We start from the raw sequence: 15,012 nt of genomic DNA on the forward strand, positions 1-15,012 counted from the left end.
CGGCGCAGGCGCTGCCGATCGTGCGGTCCGGGGCAGCCTCGGGTCCGCCAGGCACGCGGCCGCCTGCCCGCACCACTGCTGATGTTTGCGCGTGCACCGGCCGCCTGCGGTATGCCCGGGCGTGCGCCTGCGCCGCGCCGGCCGTCAGACCAGCTGCGTCGGCGGTGCGAGGGCCGGCTCGCAGTCCCCGCCGGACGCGGTGCACTCCATCTGGCAGAGCGCCCGCCCGCGTGCCGGGCAGGAGCGGTCGAAGGTGACCACGTGGTCCACCTGGGCACGAATGCCGATCCACTCGCCGAGCTTGTGGTCGTGGTGGCTGGGCACGTGCGCCAGCACGGTCTGGCCGCCGGCCAGCCGCAGCGTGTAGAGGAACTCGGAGCCCCGGAAGGCCTTGCGCACGATTTGCGCCTTCACCGGTGCATCGTCGTCGTGCAGGATGTCGTCGGCCCGCAGCAGCACGTCGCAGTCGCCGCCCTCGTAGGCGCAGGGCAGGGGGCATTCGGCGACGTCCTCCAGCAACCCGAGCGGCGTGTCCACCACCACCTTGCCCGCGACGTGGCGGATGGTCGCCGGGGTGAAGACGCCGTGCCCGATGAAGTCGGCCACGAACCGGGTCGCCGGCCGGTGGTAGAGCGAATAGGCGTCGTCCCACTGGTGCAGCCGGCCCTCGTGCATCACCCCGATGGCATCGGCGATGGCAAAGGCCTCCATCTGGTCGTGCGTGACGAACAGCGCGGTCGCGCCGGCTGCCTTCAGGATGGCGCGGATCTCGTGCGCCAGCCGCTCGCGCAGATCGACGTCGAGGTTGGAGAACGGCTCGTCCAGCAGCAGCAGCTGCGGCCTGGGCGCGAGCGCACGGGCCAGCGCGACCCGCTGCTGCTGCCCGCCCGACAGCTCGTGCGGCATGCGGCGCTCGAAGCCCGGCAGGCCCACCAGCGCAAGCACCTCGGAGACCCGCTGCGCGCGATCGGTGCGTGCCATGCGGTCGAGGCCGAAGCCCACGTTGCGGCCGACGTCGAGATGCGGAAAGAGGGCGTAGTCCTGGAACACCATGCCGATGCGCCGCGCTTCGGGGGGCATGTGGGTACCCGCACCGCCGACCACCCGGCCAGAAATGCGGATCTCGCCGGCGCTCGCACGCTCCAGCCCCGCCACGGCCCGCAGCAGCGTCGTCTTGCCGCAGCCCGAGGGGCCGATCAGCACGCCGATCCCACCGGCCGGCAGCCCGAAGGAGACGTCCTCGACCGCAGGGCGGGGACGGCCCGCGTAGTGCACGGACAACTGCGACAACTCGAGGTGCATGCCCCATTCTAGATGCTTACAATTCTCATTTGCATCATCAGGCCGCTGCGCCCACACCACCTTACATGCGCACCCCGCGCCTTGCCGACCTCCTGCTGCTGCTGCTGGGCCTGGTGATCGTCGTGCCGGTCGGCGGCGTGCTCGCCGCCTGGCTGCAGTGGGACGCGGCCAGCGCCGACATCCTGCGCGAGATGGCGGGCACGGTGCTGGGGGGCTATGCGCTGACCAGCCTCGTGCTGTGCCTTGCCGTGGCGCTCGGCGTGGGGCTGGTGGGCACCGCGTGCGCCGCTGCGGTGACGATGTTCGACTTCCCGGGCCGCCGCACGCTCGAGTGGGCGTTGCTGCTGCCGCTGGCCATCCCTGCCTACGTGGTGGCGTACGCGTACACCGACTTCCTCCAGTTCAGCGGGCCACTGCAGAGCGGGCTGCGGGCGGCCTTCGGCCGGGAAGGGCGCGTCTTCCCTGAGGTGCGCAGTTTGCCCGGGGCCGCCTGGGTTTTCGTTTTCTCGCTCTACCCCTACGTCTATCTGCTCGCGCGGGCGGCGTTGGCAGAGCGCGCGGTGCACCTGATGGAAGCGGCACGCCTGCTGGGTGCGCCGCTCGGGCGGCGCATGCGCACCGTGGCGCTGCCGCTGGCGCGGCCGGCGGTCGCCGCCGGCATCGCCCTCGCGCTCATGGAGACGCTGGCCGATTTCGGCGTCTCGAGCTACTTTGGCATCCAGACCTTCAGCGTCGGCATCTACAAGGCCTGGCTGGCCATGGACAACCGCATCGCCGCTGCCCAGCTGGCCACCAGCCTGCTGGTGGTGGTGGCGCTGCTGCTGTTGCTCGAATGGAAGGCGCAGCGGCGGCTGCGCTTCGCCACGACCCGGGGCGGCCGAGCCGGCGGCCTCGACGCCCAGCCAGTGGTCCTGCGCGGCGGCGCCGCGGCCGGGGCTTTCGCGCTGTGCGCCCTGCCGGTGCTGGCCGGCTTCGTGCTGCCGATCGCATTCATGGTCCGGCCGCTGGCGGCCGACTGGTCGGTGCTGCCCTGGGACCGCTTCGTGCAGTGGGCCTTCAACAGCGTGCGCCTGGGCGTGCTGAGCGCCGCGCTGGCGGTCGTGATCGCGCTGCTGCTGTCGTTCCGGCTGCGTCAGCGACCCGACGCCGTGACGCGCACCGTGGTGCAGCTTGCGGGACTGGGCTATGCGGTGCCGGGCGCGGTCATCGTGGTCGGGCTGCTGCTGCCCGTGGGCTGGCTGCAGCAGGCAGCGCCTCAGTTGCCGAGCTCGTATTGGGTCACCGGCACCGTTCTGGGCGTGGTGTGGGCCTATCTGGTGCGCTTCATGTCGGTGGCGCTGCAGTCGGTGCAAAGCGGCTATGCGCGCGTGCCGGCGAGCCTCGACGACTCGGCGCGGATGCTGGGCACCTCGGGCATGGGCCTGCTCGCGCGCGTGCACTGGCCGCTGCTGCGGCGGCCCGCCGCGGCGGCCGCGCTGCTGGTGTTCGTCGATGTGATGAAGGAGTTGCCGGCCACGATGGTGCTGCGGCCGTTCAACACCGACACGCTGGCCGTGGTGGCGTATCAGCTGGCGCGGGACGAGCGTCTGGGCGAGGCCGCGCTGCCCTCGCTTGCTCTCGTGCTGGTCGGCTTGCTGCCGGTTGTCCTGTTGAGCAGAACGTTACGAGACAGGCGTTAACAGCTGGGTTTGCTAGAGGGAGCGCGCCGGCGCCCGGATGGCGATCGACGGAGGATCGCCCGTCTGCGAATTCGGCACCGCGCGAGCGGCGCCGCGTCTGCGACGTTCGCGCGCGGCAGGAGTCGGTACTTGCGCAGGACGCCAGAACGACGGCGCCGTAGCTCAGAAGTCTTCGAGCAGCGCCTCGCGGTCTTCTTTCTTGCGAAAGACGATTTCGCCAGTGGGCACATGCACGACGCGGATCTCGTGGCCGGTGCCGGGCGCGAAGTTCTTCGCGGCCAGCGAGATGGCCAGACCGCGGTCCCCCACCAGCACCTGGCGGCCCCCCATGGGGAGCAGGCGGCCCGCGAGTGGCTGATTGCTCTCGATGCGGTATTCGGCGGATGTCATGGGGGTTCCTCTCTCTGTGCTCTAGTCGTTGTACGTGCAAGAACCGGACCAGCGGTCCGGCAGCGACTACCTGTGTAGTTCGATCGGCATAGGGTAGCGACGGCGGTTCATGTGTATGTAGGACAAATTCGATAGGCCTGGCGCGCCCGCGAAGGTGCTGCGATTCGATGGAAGAGCAGGCGTCGCCTGCCCCGGGAGAGCGCGCGAACGTGCTGCGACGGCCGCAGGAACACATGAACACACGGCGGCCGCCGCGCCCGTGCTATGTTGATTTTCCCTAGGCTCCGTGACCATGCCGTGACCCTGCCGCCCGTTCCGCAGAACGAGGAGGAACGCCTGCAGCGGCTGATGCGGCTGCATGTGCTGGACACCCAGGCCGAGGCCGTCCTGGACGCTTTCACGGCGCTGGCCACCAGCGCTACAGGGCTGCCGATCTCTGCAATCTCCCTCGTGGACGGCCGGCGTGAGTGGTGGAAGTCAGCCGTTGGCCTGCCGCAAGGCGGCGAGTTGCCACGCGACATTTCCTTTTGCGCCCACGCGATCGGCGCTCCCGGGCTCCTGATGGAAGTCGGGGACGCTCGGCAGGACCCGCGCTTCAGGGACAACCCGCTCGTGCTCAACGGCCTCGTCGTGCACTACGCATCCTGCGTGCTGGAGATGCCGCAGGGCGAGCGCGTTGGAACGCTGTTCGTGGTGGGGCGTGAACCGGGGCAGCTGGGTGAGCCGGCACGGGCGCTGCTTGTGGGCTTGGCCCAGGCCGTGGTGCAGGTGCTGCTGCTGCGTGAACAGCAGCAGGAGTTCGACGCGCTGCTGCGTTCGCAGGCGCTGCTGCAGGAGCGCGAGGAGCGCTTCAGAGTGATCGCCAATGGCCTGCCGCAGATGGTGTGGTCGGCCGGCCCCGACGGGCTGGTCGATTTCTACAACGCGCGCTGGCACGAGTTCGTCGGCACAGCAGAGGGCAGCGGACTGGGCGAGGAATGGAAGGCGCCGGTGCATCCCGAAGACCGCCGGATGCTGGTCGAGCGCTGGCTCGCCAGCATCGAACACGGCGCGCCCTTCGAGGCCGAGTGCCGTCTGCGGCACTGCGAGGGCGAGTACCGATGGGTGCTCGCGCGGGCACTTCCCGTGCACAACGGCAGTGCGACGGTGCAGCGCTGGCTGGGGACCTGCACCGACATCGACCGGCAAAAGCAGCTCGAGGAACGCCTGCGCAACGCCGACCAGCGCAAGGACGAATTCCTCGCCATGCTCGCCCACGAACTGCGCAGCCCGCTTGCGCCGATCGCCACGGCGGCCCATACGCTCACGCTGGTGCCGGAGCAGGCCGATCGGGTGTGTCAGAGCGCCGAGCTGATCACGCGGCAGGTGCGCCACATGGGGGCGCTGCTCAAGGACCTGCTCGATGTCTCGCGTGTTACGCGCGGCACCATCAGCCTGGAGCACCAGCTCGTCGATCTCAACTCCGTGGTGCACGAAGCGCTGGAGCAGGTGTGGCCCACGATGGACGAGCATGGCCATCGCGTCGCCCTGCACCTGGATGCGCGCGCGGTGCTGGTGCAGGGCGACCGCACGCGCTTGATCCAGGTGCTGGTGAACCTGCTGAACAACGCAGCGCGCTACACCCCCTCCGACGGCCTGATCACCATTGCCGTGGAGGTGCCGCCTTCGCACCGGCAGCCCCCGCAGCAGAAGCAGATGGCGGTGCTGCGGGTGTCCGACACCGGCTCCGGCATCGAGCCCGAACTGCTGCCGCGCGTCTTCGACCTGTTCGCGCAAGGCGCCCGGACGGCCGACCGTCGCGAGGGCGGGCTCGGGCTCGGGCTGGCCCTGGTCAAAAGCCTGGTCGAGCTGCACGGAGGCAGCGTGCAGGCGCGCAGCGAGGGACCGGGGCGCGGCAGCGAATTCCAGGTGATGCTGCCGCTGGCGCAGGCCGGTGCGGCCGCGGGCGGCTCCTCGCGCAAGCAGCCGCATCGCGCCCGCCGCAGCCTGCGGGTGATGGTGGTCGATGACAACCTCGACGCGGCTCGTTCGCTGGGAGCGTGGTTCGAGGCGCAGGGCCACAGCGTCGTGGTCGAAACCGACCCGCTGCGCGCACTGGAGCGCAATGCGCAGCAGCCCGCGCAGATCTACGTGCTCGACATCGGGCTGCCGGGCATGGACGGCTACGAGCTGGCGCGGCGGCTGCGCAGCCAGCCCGGATCGCACGACGCGACGCTGGTGGCACTGACCGGTTACGGGCAGCCTCAGGACGTCGCGCAGGCGCAGCAGGCCGGCTTCGACCACCACATCGTCAAGCCGCTGGACCCGGAGCAGATGGCGCAGGTGCTGGCGAGGGCGGAGCACGGTGCGTGAGCTGGTGGTGCCGCGCTTCGCGGCCGATGCGATGCTCGGGCGCCTGGCGCGCTGGCTGCGCGTGCTGGGTTATGACACCACGCTCGATGTAGCGGTACATGATGCCGAGCTGGTCGTGTGCGCCGAGCGCGAGGAGCGGGTGCTGCTGACGCGCGACCGCCGCTTGCTTCGTGACCTGCGGCCGGCGCGGGCCCTGGAGTTGCGAGAAGACGCGCCTCTCGCCCAGCTACGGCAGGTGGTACGCGCGCTGGAGTTGCCGTCACCGCATGAGCGCATGTTCACGCGCTGCATGGTGTGCAACGCAGCCTTGTCCCAACCGCTTGCCGCCGAGGACGTGCGGCCGCTTTTGCCACCCGGCTTGCAGCAGCCGCCGCCGCCGGTTCGCCGCTGCGGCGACTGCGGGCGCGTCTACTGGAACGGCTCGCATGTGCGGCGCATGCGCGCAGCGCTCGATGCGGCCCTGCCGGGATGGCTGGAGTAAGAGCAGGCTGTACTTCGCCGCATGGATCAGGCACGCGCTGGGCGCCCATCTCGCCTGCTTCGCCGCAGCCGGGAGACGGGCATGAAGACGAGGACGAGGTGCACGGCGGGCGCGATTGGACGCCACCAAATTGATGGGCACCTGAGCTCCTGCGGACGACCGCCGCGAGGGGGCGCTCCTACAGCTGTCGGACGCCGCCTTGATCGGGACGGTGGCCCTGCCGCACCCACGGCGCCCACCCGCGCATATAGGGTGGCGGCATCGAACAACAGACTGGAGAGATAGTCATGAAGCAACTCGTCAGCGTGTCCCTGGTCGTACTGGGCCTGGCCGGCCTTGCGGGCTGCGCCAACACCGGCGGCGGCTCGCAGCCGCAGGCGGATCGCACCATCGGCCAGGCCGTGGACGACGTGGCCATCGTGACCCGCATGAAGGCCGCGCTCGCCGCCGATCCGGACCTCGCCGCCACGAAGATCAACGTGGACTCGCAGCGCGGTGCGGTCCGCCTCAAGGGCGAAGTCAAGAACATGGCGCTTCGGCGAAAGGCCGAGGACCTCGCGCGGCGCATGGACGGCGTCCGTTCGGTCGATAACCAGTTGATCATCACCGGCTGAGTGCCCGCTGCCGGTGCCGCCCGGCGCAATCGAACAGCAAGCCGTGCGCGTGCCGGCGCTGGGGGCAGTCACCTCGGCTTGCGCCTATCGCCCCGCACGCCCGCACCGGGGGCGATGCCGCGTGTTTCCTCTCGCGCTTGCAGAAGAGCAGGAGTAGCATGGTTCCTGGCCAGGCACCGGGTATCCAGGCTGCCGGCCGCCCGCCACTCCGGGAGGGTCCCCATGCGCTGTTCCGTGAATGCCCTCGGCCTGACCGCCGCAGTCCTCCTCGGTCTCGCCGCGCCGCCCGGCAAGGCGGCCGAAGGGTTCCAGGTCCGCTACAACCTGGCGGGCACTCTGGCCATCGAGATGTTCCGACCCGTGGCCCGACCGGGCTGGGTAGGAGGACTGACCTTTTCCCACGCCGACATCCGCAAGATCACCGGGCCGGGCGGCGACCCGCTCACCCTGGCGGTTCCGGGCGGCACGGTACCCCTGCCGGCGCCGGCACCGCCGGCACTCTATGGAACCTACGGTCCTACCACTGCGCAGGTCCACGCCACGGGCCGGCTGCGCCAGTGGAACCTGATGCTGGGCTATCTCACCGCGGCGCCACCCGAGAGCGGACGCTGGCTGCTGGGCGTGAACCTGCCGTGGGGCGTACGCGATCAGGTGTATCGGCTCAGTAACGGAGCTCCGCCCGTGCAGTGGCAGGCCGCGGTGCCGGCACCCGCGCGCGCAGCCGCCGGCGCACGCTTCAACGCGAGCTACGCAGCCGCCCTGGAGGCGGCCGGCGCGGCCGAAACGGGTGAGGCGACCGGCTTCGGCGACCTGGAGCTGCAGACGATGTGGGTGCGCACCGGCGACCGGCTGCGCATCGCGACCGGCGCGGCGCTCGTGCTGCCCACCGGCAAGTACGACGCCGCCGCGGGGCCGGACATCAGCCTGGGTGACTTCACGACCTTGCGGCCCTCGGTGCAGGCCACCTGGCACGCCTCGGCGGCCGTGGACATCGCCGCCAAGCTGCTGGCGGGCATCAACAGCCGCAACGACGACAGCGGCGTGCGCAGCGGCAACTGGGTCGGGCTGGAGGGCGCCGCCGGCTGGCGTTCGCCCATCGGAGTGCTCGGCGTGCAGGCGGTGCGGCTGCAGCAGGTGCAGGACGACAGCGGCGGGCGCTTCGGCGCGAACCGCTTCCGATCGACCACGGCAGGACTTTTCTACACCGTGCCGGTAGCCGTCATCGACGGCGCCTTCACCGTCCAGTACGCGTCCACCGTGGCTTCACGGAACGCGCGGCACGGCAGCTTCCTGCAGCTGCGGCTGATCAGCGGGTTCTGAGATGGGACCGGCGTTCCGCCTGTGGTATTCGGGCGGTGCCGAAGCGATGCCGTGACGAGGCAGGGGGCCGCGTTGATTCCCACGCAAGCGAGGGCCGCAGCAGCGTCGCCACCCGTCCATCTACGCGCGCGCCGCCTACCGCTGCAGCCCGAGTGCCGGTGCGCACCTTCTAGAATGCGTGTCCCCGCCGCCGTAGTTCAATGGATAGAACGAGCGCCTCCTAAGCGCTAGATGCAGGTTCGATTCCTGCCGGGGGCGCCATTACGCGATTGATTCCGTCGGTTTCTCTTTCGGGCGGCTGCATGCCCGGGCACCAGCTTCTCCAGCGTGCGGCGCAGCAGCTGGTCTACCTGGTCGCGTTCCAGCCCGGCCACAGAAGCTGCGGGGGGTCCAGTTTCATCGGCAGGAACTCCTGGCAGATGTCCGGCCACGGCTTCAGGCGCAGCAGTGCATAGCTCTGGAACGCCTGCTCCGCATCCCAGGTTCCTCGCGCATCATCCGCATCTAGAGAGCGGCCGGATTCCCTCATGAATCCTGCGGCATAGCTGAGCCTGCCTACACGTGTTCTCCGCATGGGTGTTACACGGCCGGTTTGCGGGCTCCTACAGTGCATGCATTGCACTGGCGAGGAGTATCCGCCGTGGCACACACCGCATCCGAGTCGGCGCGCCGTATGGCGCGCTGGGGCGTCCTCACGACCTTGGTGGGCCTTGCGGCCTGCGGCGGCGGAGGTTCGGACAGCAGTACGAGTTCGGATGCATCGGGCATCGGCACGACACCCGCACCCGCACCCGCGCCGGCACCCGCACCCGCGCCGGCACCCGCACCCGCACCCGCACCCGCACCCGCACCCGCACCCGCACCCGCACCCGCACCCGCGCCCGCGCCCGCACCCGCACCCGCACCCGCACCCGCACCCGCACCCGCACCCGCCGCATCCCAGGTGAACACCTCTTCCGCCGGCGCGCAGCAGGCGCCCGCACTCGCCGCGCTCGCGGACGGTGGTTTTGTCGTGGCGTGGCACAGGGACGACGCGCAGGGCAACGGCATCTTCGCGCGCCAGTTCGCCGCCGACGGCTCTGCCATCGGCGCCGAGATTCGCATCGACGAGCCGTCGCCCGATCGCGTAGTCGGCGTCGCCAAGGTGGTGGGGCTGGAGGGCGGCGGCTTCGCTGTGACGTGGCAGTCGCGCTCACCGGAGTTCGACCAGTGGGCGGTGGCCATCCGCCATGTCCGGGCGGACGGAAGCCTGTCGGCCGTGCGGCAGGACGCGGTGACGTTCTTCCGGACCTATGAGCTGGTGAGCCTCGCCGGCGGCGGCTACGGCCGCCTGCTGCAAGGGTCGCCCAACCCGGACAACAGCGGCGTGGAGCTCGTGCTTGACCGGTTCGAGGCGGACGACGTGTTGCGCGACAGGCAGCTGGTGGACAGCGGCGCGGTGTTGCAGACCTCGGCTTTCGCGACGGTGTTGGCCGACGGCGGACGACTCGTGTCCTGGGCGCGCAGCGATGCGGCTCGTGGAGGCGGAGTGGGCCTGTTCTTCCGGTTCATGGCGGCCGACGGCACGCTGGACCCTGTCACCCACGTCGGGGGATCGGTTTCAGGCACCTTCGGCGCCTCGGCCTACCAGTCCGCGGCCCTGCGTGACGGGTCCTTCGTCATCACGGGCACGGACCTGCTCGAAGGCACCGCCAACCAGGCCGCGTTCGCGCAGCGCTTTGGGCGGGACGGCACACCCATCGGCTCGCGCATCCGCATAGACGACGAGGCGGATGTGGCCGCGCTCGGCACGTCCTGTACTTTTGCCGACAGAGGCGGCGTCCACCCATGCCCGTTCCCCTGGCAGAAGAACGCGACGGTGACCGGTACGGCTGATGGGGGCTTCGTCGTCGCCTGGGACACGCCCGACCGCCAGCGCCCCGGCGAATTCGTCTACGCACGCAGGTTCGATGCGCAGGGCAACCACATTGGCGCCCCGAATCGCGTAGATGCCGGCTCGGCGCCCGAGTCGATGCCCGTGGCCCGCAGCGTCGGCGAGGGCTTCGTCATCACGTGGGTCGGCCGCGACGCCGACGATTCCGGGATTTTCGCCCGCCACTTCCGCAGCGGGGCGCTGCAGTGATCGCGCGCATTGCCGGCGCAGATGAACTTTACGCAGGTGCCGCGCGAAGACCCAGCCCCCACCCAGCCCACGTATCTCCGTTGCCATAGTCGTCGGCACTCAGGCCATCGGAGGCCGCTGGCGCACCGGTCCCGGTGACGGCAGGCACGGCGATGCTATTGGGCGCCCGCCTGCGGGCCGCCCGCGGCGAGGTTCGATGAAACAGAGGCGCGGCGTGTCGGCTTAATCAGTGCAGCCTGGGTGGCGCGGGGTTGCCGACGGAGACTGCTACCGCTGGCTTCTATGTGGGGACGATGAGCTCCTAGCCCTCACCGGGCGCGTCCAAATAGAACGTTGATGCGTGGATTGCGCGCCCACGCCGCCCAACCGCTACGCCCGGGCTGGCCGTGAATTCCTCGCCCAGTTCGAGTCAGGCACGTGCTCGCTCGCGTCGTACTTCCTCAATAGCCCGCGGGTCACCTGCCTAGGCACGTGCGCAGCCGCAGCGGCGGCGCTGCGGTCACTTCGACAGCAGCCGCATCGCGTCTTCCAGCCCCTTCACCGTCAGCGGGTACATGCGCTGGTTGACCAGCTGCTGGATGACGCTGATGCTCTGGCGGTATTGCCACACGCCCTGCGGTTCGGGGTTGATCCACACAAACTTCGGGAAAGCGTTGGTCAGGCGCTGGAGCCATTCGGCACCCGGCTCTTCGTTGTTGTATTCGACGCTGCCGCCCGGCTGCAGGATCTCGTACGGGCTCATGGTCGCGTCGCCCACGAAGATCAGCTTGTAGTCCTTGTTGTACTTGCGGATCACGTCCCAGGTGGGGAACTTCTCGGAGAAGCGGCGGCGGTTGTTCTTCCACATGAAGTCGTAGACGCAGTTGTGGAAGTAATAGAAATCGAGGTGCTTGAACTCGGATTTCGCGGCCGAGAACATCTCCTCGACGCGGTGGATGTGCTCGTCCATCGTGCCGCCCACGTCCATCAGCAGCAGCACCTTCACGTTGTTGTGCCGCTCGGGGACCATGCGCAGGTCCAGCCAGCCGGCATTGGCGGCGGTGGAGCGGATGGTGTCGTCGAGATCGAGCTCTTCGTGTGCCCCCTCGCGTGCGAAGCGGCGCAGGCGGCGCAAGGCGATCTTGATGTTGCGCGTGCCCAGCTCCTGGCTGTCGTCGTAGTCCTTGTAGGCGCGCTGGTCCCACACCTTCACGGCGCTCTTGTTGCGGCCCTTGTCCTGTCCGATGCGGATGCCCTGCGGGTTGTATCCGTAGGCGCCGAAGGGCGAGGTGCCGCCGGTGCCGATCATGCGGCTGCCGCCCTCGTGGCGCTCCTTCTGCTCCTCGAAACGCTTCTTGAGCGTCTCCATCAGCTCGTCCCAGCCCATCTTCTCGATGAGGGCCTTGTCCTCGGGGCTGAGCTCGAGCTCGAGGTTCTTGCGCAGCCACTCCAGCGGCAGGTCCTTGCTGAAGTCGGCGATGGTCTCGACTCCCTTGAAGTACGCGGAGAAGGCGCGGTCGAACTTGTCGTAGTGCTTCTCGTCCTTCACCAGGGCCGTGCGCGCGAGGTAGTAGAAGGCGTCCAGCGACCAGCCGTCCTCGCTGCGCGGGCCAGCCACGCCGGCGGACACGGCCTCGAGCAGCGTGAGGTATTCCTTGACGGAGACCGGCAGCTTGGCGCTGCGCAGCGTATAGAAGAAGTCGATCAGCATGGGCAGGCTCCGGCGGTCAGCGCGGCCTGGCGAGCAGGTGTTCGAGGTGGGCCCGCACCTCCGGCCATTCGCCGGCCGACAGGCTGTACATGACGGTGTCGCGCACCGTCCCGTCGCGACGCAGCGCGTGGTGGCGCAGCACGCCGTCCTTTCGCGCGCCCAGCCGCTCGATGGCGCGCTGGCTCGCGAAATTGAAGTTGTCGGTGCGCCAGCCCACGAGGCGGGCGCCGAGCGTGTCGAAGGCGTGCGCGAGCAACAGCAGCTTGGCAGAGGTGTTCACATGGGTGCGTTGCCAGCTGCGCGCGTACCAGGTGTAGCCGATCTCGAGGCGGTCGACGGCGGGAACGATGTCGTGAAAGCGCGTGGTGCCGACGACCGCGCCGCTGGCAGCGTCGCGCACCACGAAGGGCAGCATGTGGCCTTCGGCCTGCCCGCGCAGAGCCGCTGCAATGTAGGCCGCCGTGTCGCCCGGCGCGGGCACCGAGGTCACGCGAATGCTCCAGAGCTGGCCGTCCTGCGCGCAGGCCTCGAGTGCGCCGGCGTGGTCCGCCGTGAGCGGCTCCAGCCGCAGGCGCGGCGACTGCAAGGTGATGGGCGTCGGCGTCTGCATGGAGTGTCTCGGGGGCGGTGTCTCGTGGTCAGGTGTCGCGTGCGACGCGCCCTCAGCGGTTGTGCCGCTGCATGAACACCAGCTTCTCGAAGAGGGTGACGTCCTGCTCGTTCTTCAGCAGCGCCCCCACCAGTGGCGGCACCGCCACCTTGTCGTCCCTGCTTTGCAGCGCCGCCAGCGGAATGTCTTCGGCCACCAGCAGCTTGAGCCAGTCGAGCAGTTCGGAGGTGCTGGGCTTTTTCTTGAGGCCCGGCAGGTTGCGCACGTCGTAGAAGGTCTTCATCGCCGCTGCCAGCAGTTCCTGCTTCAGGCCGGGGAAGTGCACGCCCACGATCTGCCGCATGGTGTCGGGGTCGGGGAACTTGATGTAGTGGAAGAAGCAGCGGCGCAGGAACGCATCGGGCAGTTCCTTCTCGTTGTTGGAGGTGATGAACACCAGCGGCCGATGGCGCGCCTTCACCAGCTCGCGCGTCTCGTATACGTGGAACTCCATGCGGTCGAGTTCGCGCAGCAGGTCATTGGGAAATTCGATGTCGGCCTTGTCGATCTCGTCGATCAGCAGTGCCACGGGCTGTTCGGCCGTGAAGGCCTGCCAGAGCACGCCCTTGACGATGTAGTTGTGGATGTCGCGCACACGCTCGTCGCCCAGCTGCGAATCGCGCAGCCGGCTCACCGCGTCGTATTCGTACAGCCCCTGCTGCGCCTTGGTGGTGGACTTGATGTGCCACTGCAGCAGCGGCAAGCCGACGGCCTGGGCCACCTCCTCGGCCAGCATGGTCTTGCCGGTGCCCGGTTCGCCCTTGACCAGCAGCGGGCGCTTGAGGGTGATGGCGGCGTTCACCGCCAGCATCAGGTCTTGCGTGGCGACGTAGTTCTCTGAGCCTTGGAATTTCATGGGGTGCGGTGGCGACGAAGCCCGTAGGGCCGAGCCATATAATCGCGGGTTGATTTGACGATTGTGATCGGAAAATGACCAAGTTGTTCACCTCGCTCTTTGCCGTCCTTGTCGCTTCCGTGACGAGCGTGGCGAGTGCCCAAGCCCCGGCGCCTGCCCAGGGACAGGGCCAGGCCCCGGCGGCCCCTGCCGCCTCCGCCCAGGCCACTGCGCCCGCCGGGTCGGCCGCGGCGATCGAGTCGAAGGTGGCCATGTGCATCGGCTGCCACGGCATCCCGGGCTACCAGTCCAGCTTCCCCGAGGTGTACCGCGTCCCGATGATCTCCGGCCAGAGCGCCCGGTACATCGCCGCCGCGCTGAATGCCTACAAGACCGGTGACCGCAAGCACCCCAGCATGCGCGGCATCGCCGCCGGACTGTCCGAGGAGGAGATCAACGAGATCGCCGCCTGGTACGAAAAGCGTGGCACCGCCAAGGTCGAGGGCACCACGCCGAGTCGCGAGCCGAGCACCCAGGTCGCGGCCCTGCTGCAGAAGGCCGCTTGCGCCTCCTGCCACGGCGCCACCTACTCCAACCCCATCGACCCCAGCTACCCGAAGATCGCCGGCCAGCACAAGGACTACCTCTACGTCGCGCTGAAGGCCTACAAGATCGACAACAACCCGGTGCAGGGTCGCAACAACGCCATCATGGCGGGCATCGCCAAGCAGTTCACCAACGCCGAACTCAAGGCCATCGCCGACTACGTGGGCGCCCTGGAAGGGGAACTGCAGGTGCAGCCGCAGAGTCGCTTCAAGTGACATCGAAAAGCCCGCCGCGAGCGGGCTTTTTTCATGGGGCACGACGGGTCATGGGCGATGGTCCCGGTTAGTTGACTTGGTTCGTTCGGCAGTCAGAGCGCGTTCCAGCGAACGGCAGACGACTGCCGCTTGCGGCAAAACGGCAAACCCTGACCAGGCAAGGCTAACGGTCACGGCCTCGCCGCCAACCGTCACGCGCCAAGCGCCAACTGCCACGGCGCGCGTCTAGCTCTTGTCTCCCGGCCCCACGGTCGCCCGCCGCTGCACGCATTCGATATAGGCCTGTCCGTCGGGCGGCCGGCCGGCGCGCTGGCTCTCCCACAGCATCTGGCCCAGGCACTCCATGGCCTCATGGTGCGCATCGTGCAGCGATCCGCGACGCGCGGCGAGCAGTTCGACGGCCTGGCGTATGCCGCGCGGCTGGTCGATCGAGCACTGCTCGCTGATGGACAGGTGCATGGCCAGGTGCAAAAACGGGTTCGTCTGGCCGTCGCTGCCGTCGTAGACGCGCGCCACGGCGGCCTCGGCGTCGGCCATGTGCGGGTCGTATTCGGGGTGCTCCAGCAGCCACTGGCTCGCGAGCGTCTGCAGCGCGTCCAGCGGCTGACCGGCCCGGGCCTTTGCGTGCACGTCGCAGAAGAAGCGGCGCACGTCTTCCTGGGAAGGGGTGAACATCCGCGGCAGCGTAGCACGCGCGGCGCGGCGTTCCGGAGCGCGTAAGCTATGCGGTTTCGCGCAACCCCCTCGTTTCGAAGTA

Annotated in this window: 14 protein-coding genes and 1 tRNA gene; 8 read left to right on the top strand and 7 right to left on the bottom strand. The window is 69.1% G+C overall.

All coding sequences use genetic code 11. The annotated features are described in order from the left end of the window. Nucleotides 1-144: 144 nt before the first annotated feature. Nucleotides 145-1,302 (bottom strand): ABC transporter ATP-binding protein, encoded by a 1,158-nt coding sequence (locus WG922_RS14315; RefSeq protein ID WP_340283380.1) that lies wholly within the window; start codon nucleotides 1,300-1,302, stop codon nucleotides 145-147. 65 nt (nucleotides 1,303-1,367) lie between these two features. On the opposite strand from WG922_RS14315, the gene WG922_RS14320 reads away from it, so the two are divergent. Next, the gene (locus WG922_RS14320; RefSeq protein WP_340283381.1) at nucleotides 1,368-2,981 is read left to right on the top strand and encodes an ABC transporter permease; all 1,614 of its coding nucleotides are present in this window, start codon (nucleotides 1,368-1,370) and stop codon (nucleotides 2,979-2,981) included. 162 nt (nucleotides 2,982-3,143) lie between these two features. On the opposite strand, the gene WG922_RS14325 is transcribed toward WG922_RS14320, so the two are convergent. Then, the gene (locus tag WG922_RS14325) at nucleotides 3,144-3,371 is read right to left on the bottom strand and encodes a hypothetical protein (protein ID WP_340283382.1); all 228 of its coding nucleotides are present in this window, start codon (nucleotides 3,369-3,371) and stop codon (nucleotides 3,144-3,146) included. 297 nt (nucleotides 3,372-3,668) lie between these two features. Between WG922_RS14325 and WG922_RS14330 the strand changes: the two genes are divergently transcribed. The 5 genes from WG922_RS14330 (at nucleotide 3,669) to WG922_RS14350 (ending at nucleotide 8,399) form a co-directional block, all read left to right on the top strand. Next, nucleotides 3,669-5,723, top strand: coding sequence for a hybrid sensor histidine kinase/response regulator (locus WG922_RS14330; protein WP_340283383.1), 2,055 nt, complete (start codon nucleotides 3,669-3,671; stop codon nucleotides 5,721-5,723). Then, nucleotides 5,716-6,204 carry a Mut7-C RNAse domain-containing protein gene (locus WG922_RS14335; protein WP_340283384.1) on the top strand — a complete coding sequence of 163 codons (489 nt, stop codon included), beginning with the start codon at nucleotides 5,716-5,718 and terminating at the stop codon, nucleotides 6,202-6,204. Before WG922_RS14330 ends, WG922_RS14335 begins: the two co-directional genes overlap by 8 nt. Nucleotides 6,205-6,491: 287 nt before the next feature. Beyond that, on the top strand, nucleotides 6,492-6,818 hold the full coding sequence (locus WG922_RS14340; protein WP_340283385.1) for a BON domain-containing protein: 327 nt from the start codon (nucleotides 6,492-6,494) through the stop codon (nucleotides 6,816-6,818). 222 nt (nucleotides 6,819-7,040) lie between these two features. After that, complete coding sequence (locus WG922_RS14345; RefSeq protein WP_340283386.1) at nucleotides 7,041-8,138, top strand: transporter; 1,098 nt, start codon at nucleotides 7,041-7,043, stop codon at nucleotides 8,136-8,138. A 186-nt stretch (nucleotides 8,139-8,324) separates the two neighbouring features. Next, a tRNA-Arg gene (locus WG922_RS14350) sits at nucleotides 8,325-8,399 on the top strand. 85 nt (nucleotides 8,400-8,484) lie between these two features. Here WG922_RS14350 and WG922_RS14355 read toward each other — a convergent pair. Further along, nucleotides 8,485-8,667, bottom strand: a complete 183-nt coding sequence (locus WG922_RS14355; RefSeq protein ID WP_340283387.1) for a hypothetical protein — start codon at nucleotides 8,665-8,667, stop codon at nucleotides 8,485-8,487. A 414-nt stretch (nucleotides 8,668-9,081) separates the two neighbouring features. Here WG922_RS14355 and WG922_RS14360 point away from each other — a divergent pair, with 414 nt between their 5' ends. After that, nucleotides 9,082-10,260 (top strand): hypothetical protein, encoded by a 1,179-nt coding sequence (locus WG922_RS14360; protein WP_340283388.1) that lies wholly within the window; start codon nucleotides 9,082-9,084, stop codon nucleotides 10,258-10,260. Nucleotides 10,261-10,759: 499 nt separating this feature from the next. On the opposite strand, the gene WG922_RS14365 is transcribed toward WG922_RS14360, so the two are convergent. From WG922_RS14365 to WG922_RS14375, 3 genes are read right to left on the bottom strand one after another with little or no spacing between them, the layout of a single operon-like run. Continuing rightward, nucleotides 10,760-11,950, bottom strand: coding sequence for a vWA domain-containing protein (locus WG922_RS14365; protein WP_340283389.1), 1,191 nt, complete (start codon nucleotides 11,948-11,950; stop codon nucleotides 10,760-10,762). 16 nt (nucleotides 11,951-11,966) lie between these two features. Beyond that, the gene (locus WG922_RS14370; protein WP_340283390.1) at nucleotides 11,967-12,560 is read right to left on the bottom strand and encodes a GNAT family N-acetyltransferase; all 594 of its coding nucleotides are present in this window, start codon (nucleotides 12,558-12,560) and stop codon (nucleotides 11,967-11,969) included. Between the two features lie 52 nt (nucleotides 12,561-12,612). After that, on the bottom strand, nucleotides 12,613-13,455 hold the full coding sequence (locus WG922_RS14375; protein WP_340283391.1) for an AAA family ATPase: 843 nt from the start codon (nucleotides 13,453-13,455) through the stop codon (nucleotides 12,613-12,615). 74 nt (nucleotides 13,456-13,529) lie between these two features. Between WG922_RS14375 and WG922_RS14380 the strand changes: the two genes are divergently transcribed. After that, nucleotides 13,530-14,255, top strand: a complete 726-nt coding sequence (locus WG922_RS14380; RefSeq protein ID WP_340283392.1) for a c-type cytochrome — start codon at nucleotides 13,530-13,532, stop codon at nucleotides 14,253-14,255. Between the two features lie 225 nt (nucleotides 14,256-14,480). Here the strand turns inward: WG922_RS14380 and WG922_RS14385 are convergent, their stop codons facing one another. Beyond that, the gene (locus tag WG922_RS14385; protein WP_340283394.1) at nucleotides 14,481-14,930 is read right to left on the bottom strand and encodes a DUF1841 family protein; all 450 of its coding nucleotides are present in this window, start codon (nucleotides 14,928-14,930) and stop codon (nucleotides 14,481-14,483) included. Nucleotides 14,931-15,012: the final 82 nt, after the last annotated feature.

It is taken from the genome of Ramlibacter sp. AN1015, from assembly GCF_037726105.1.
Lineage (GTDB): Bacteria > Pseudomonadota > Gammaproteobacteria > Burkholderiales > Burkholderiaceae_C > Ramlibacter.

Bases quoted from the DNA above. Each gene is read 5' to 3' on its own strand.
- WG922_RS14315 (WP_340283380.1), bottom strand. From the start codon at position 1,302: ATGCACCTCGAGTTGTCGCAGTTGTCCGTGCACTACGCGGGCCGTCCC.
- WG922_RS14320 (WP_340283381.1), top strand. From the start codon at position 1,368: ATGCGCACCCCGCGCCTTGCCGACCTCCTGCTGCTGCTGCTGGGCCTG.
- WG922_RS14325 (WP_340283382.1), bottom strand. From the start codon at position 3,371: ATGACATCCGCCGAATACCGCATCGAGAGCAATCAGCCACTCGCGGGC.
- WG922_RS14340 (WP_340283385.1), top strand. From the start codon at position 6,492: ATGAAGCAACTCGTCAGCGTGTCCCTGGTCGTACTGGGCCTGGCCGGC.
- WG922_RS14345 (WP_340283386.1), top strand. From the start codon at position 7,041: ATGCGCTGTTCCGTGAATGCCCTCGGCCTGACCGCCGCAGTCCTCCTC.
- WG922_RS14355 (WP_340283387.1), bottom strand. From the start codon at position 8,667: ATGAGGGAATCCGGCCGCTCTCTAGATGCGGATGATGCGCGAGGAACC.
- WG922_RS14365 (WP_340283389.1), bottom strand. From the start codon at position 11,950: ATGCTGATCGACTTCTTCTATACGCTGCGCAGCGCCAAGCTGCCGGTC.
- WG922_RS14370 (WP_340283390.1), bottom strand. From the start codon at position 12,560: ATGCAGACGCCGACGCCCATCACCTTGCAGTCGCCGCGCCTGCGGCTG.
- WG922_RS14375 (WP_340283391.1), bottom strand. From the start codon at position 13,455: ATGAAATTCCAAGGCTCAGAGAACTACGTCGCCACGCAAGACCTGATG.
- WG922_RS14380 (WP_340283392.1), top strand. From the start codon at position 13,530: ATGACCAAGTTGTTCACCTCGCTCTTTGCCGTCCTTGTCGCTTCCGTG.
- WG922_RS14385 (WP_340283394.1), bottom strand. From the start codon at position 14,930: ATGTTCACCCCTTCCCAGGAAGACGTGCGCCGCTTCTTCTGCGACGTG.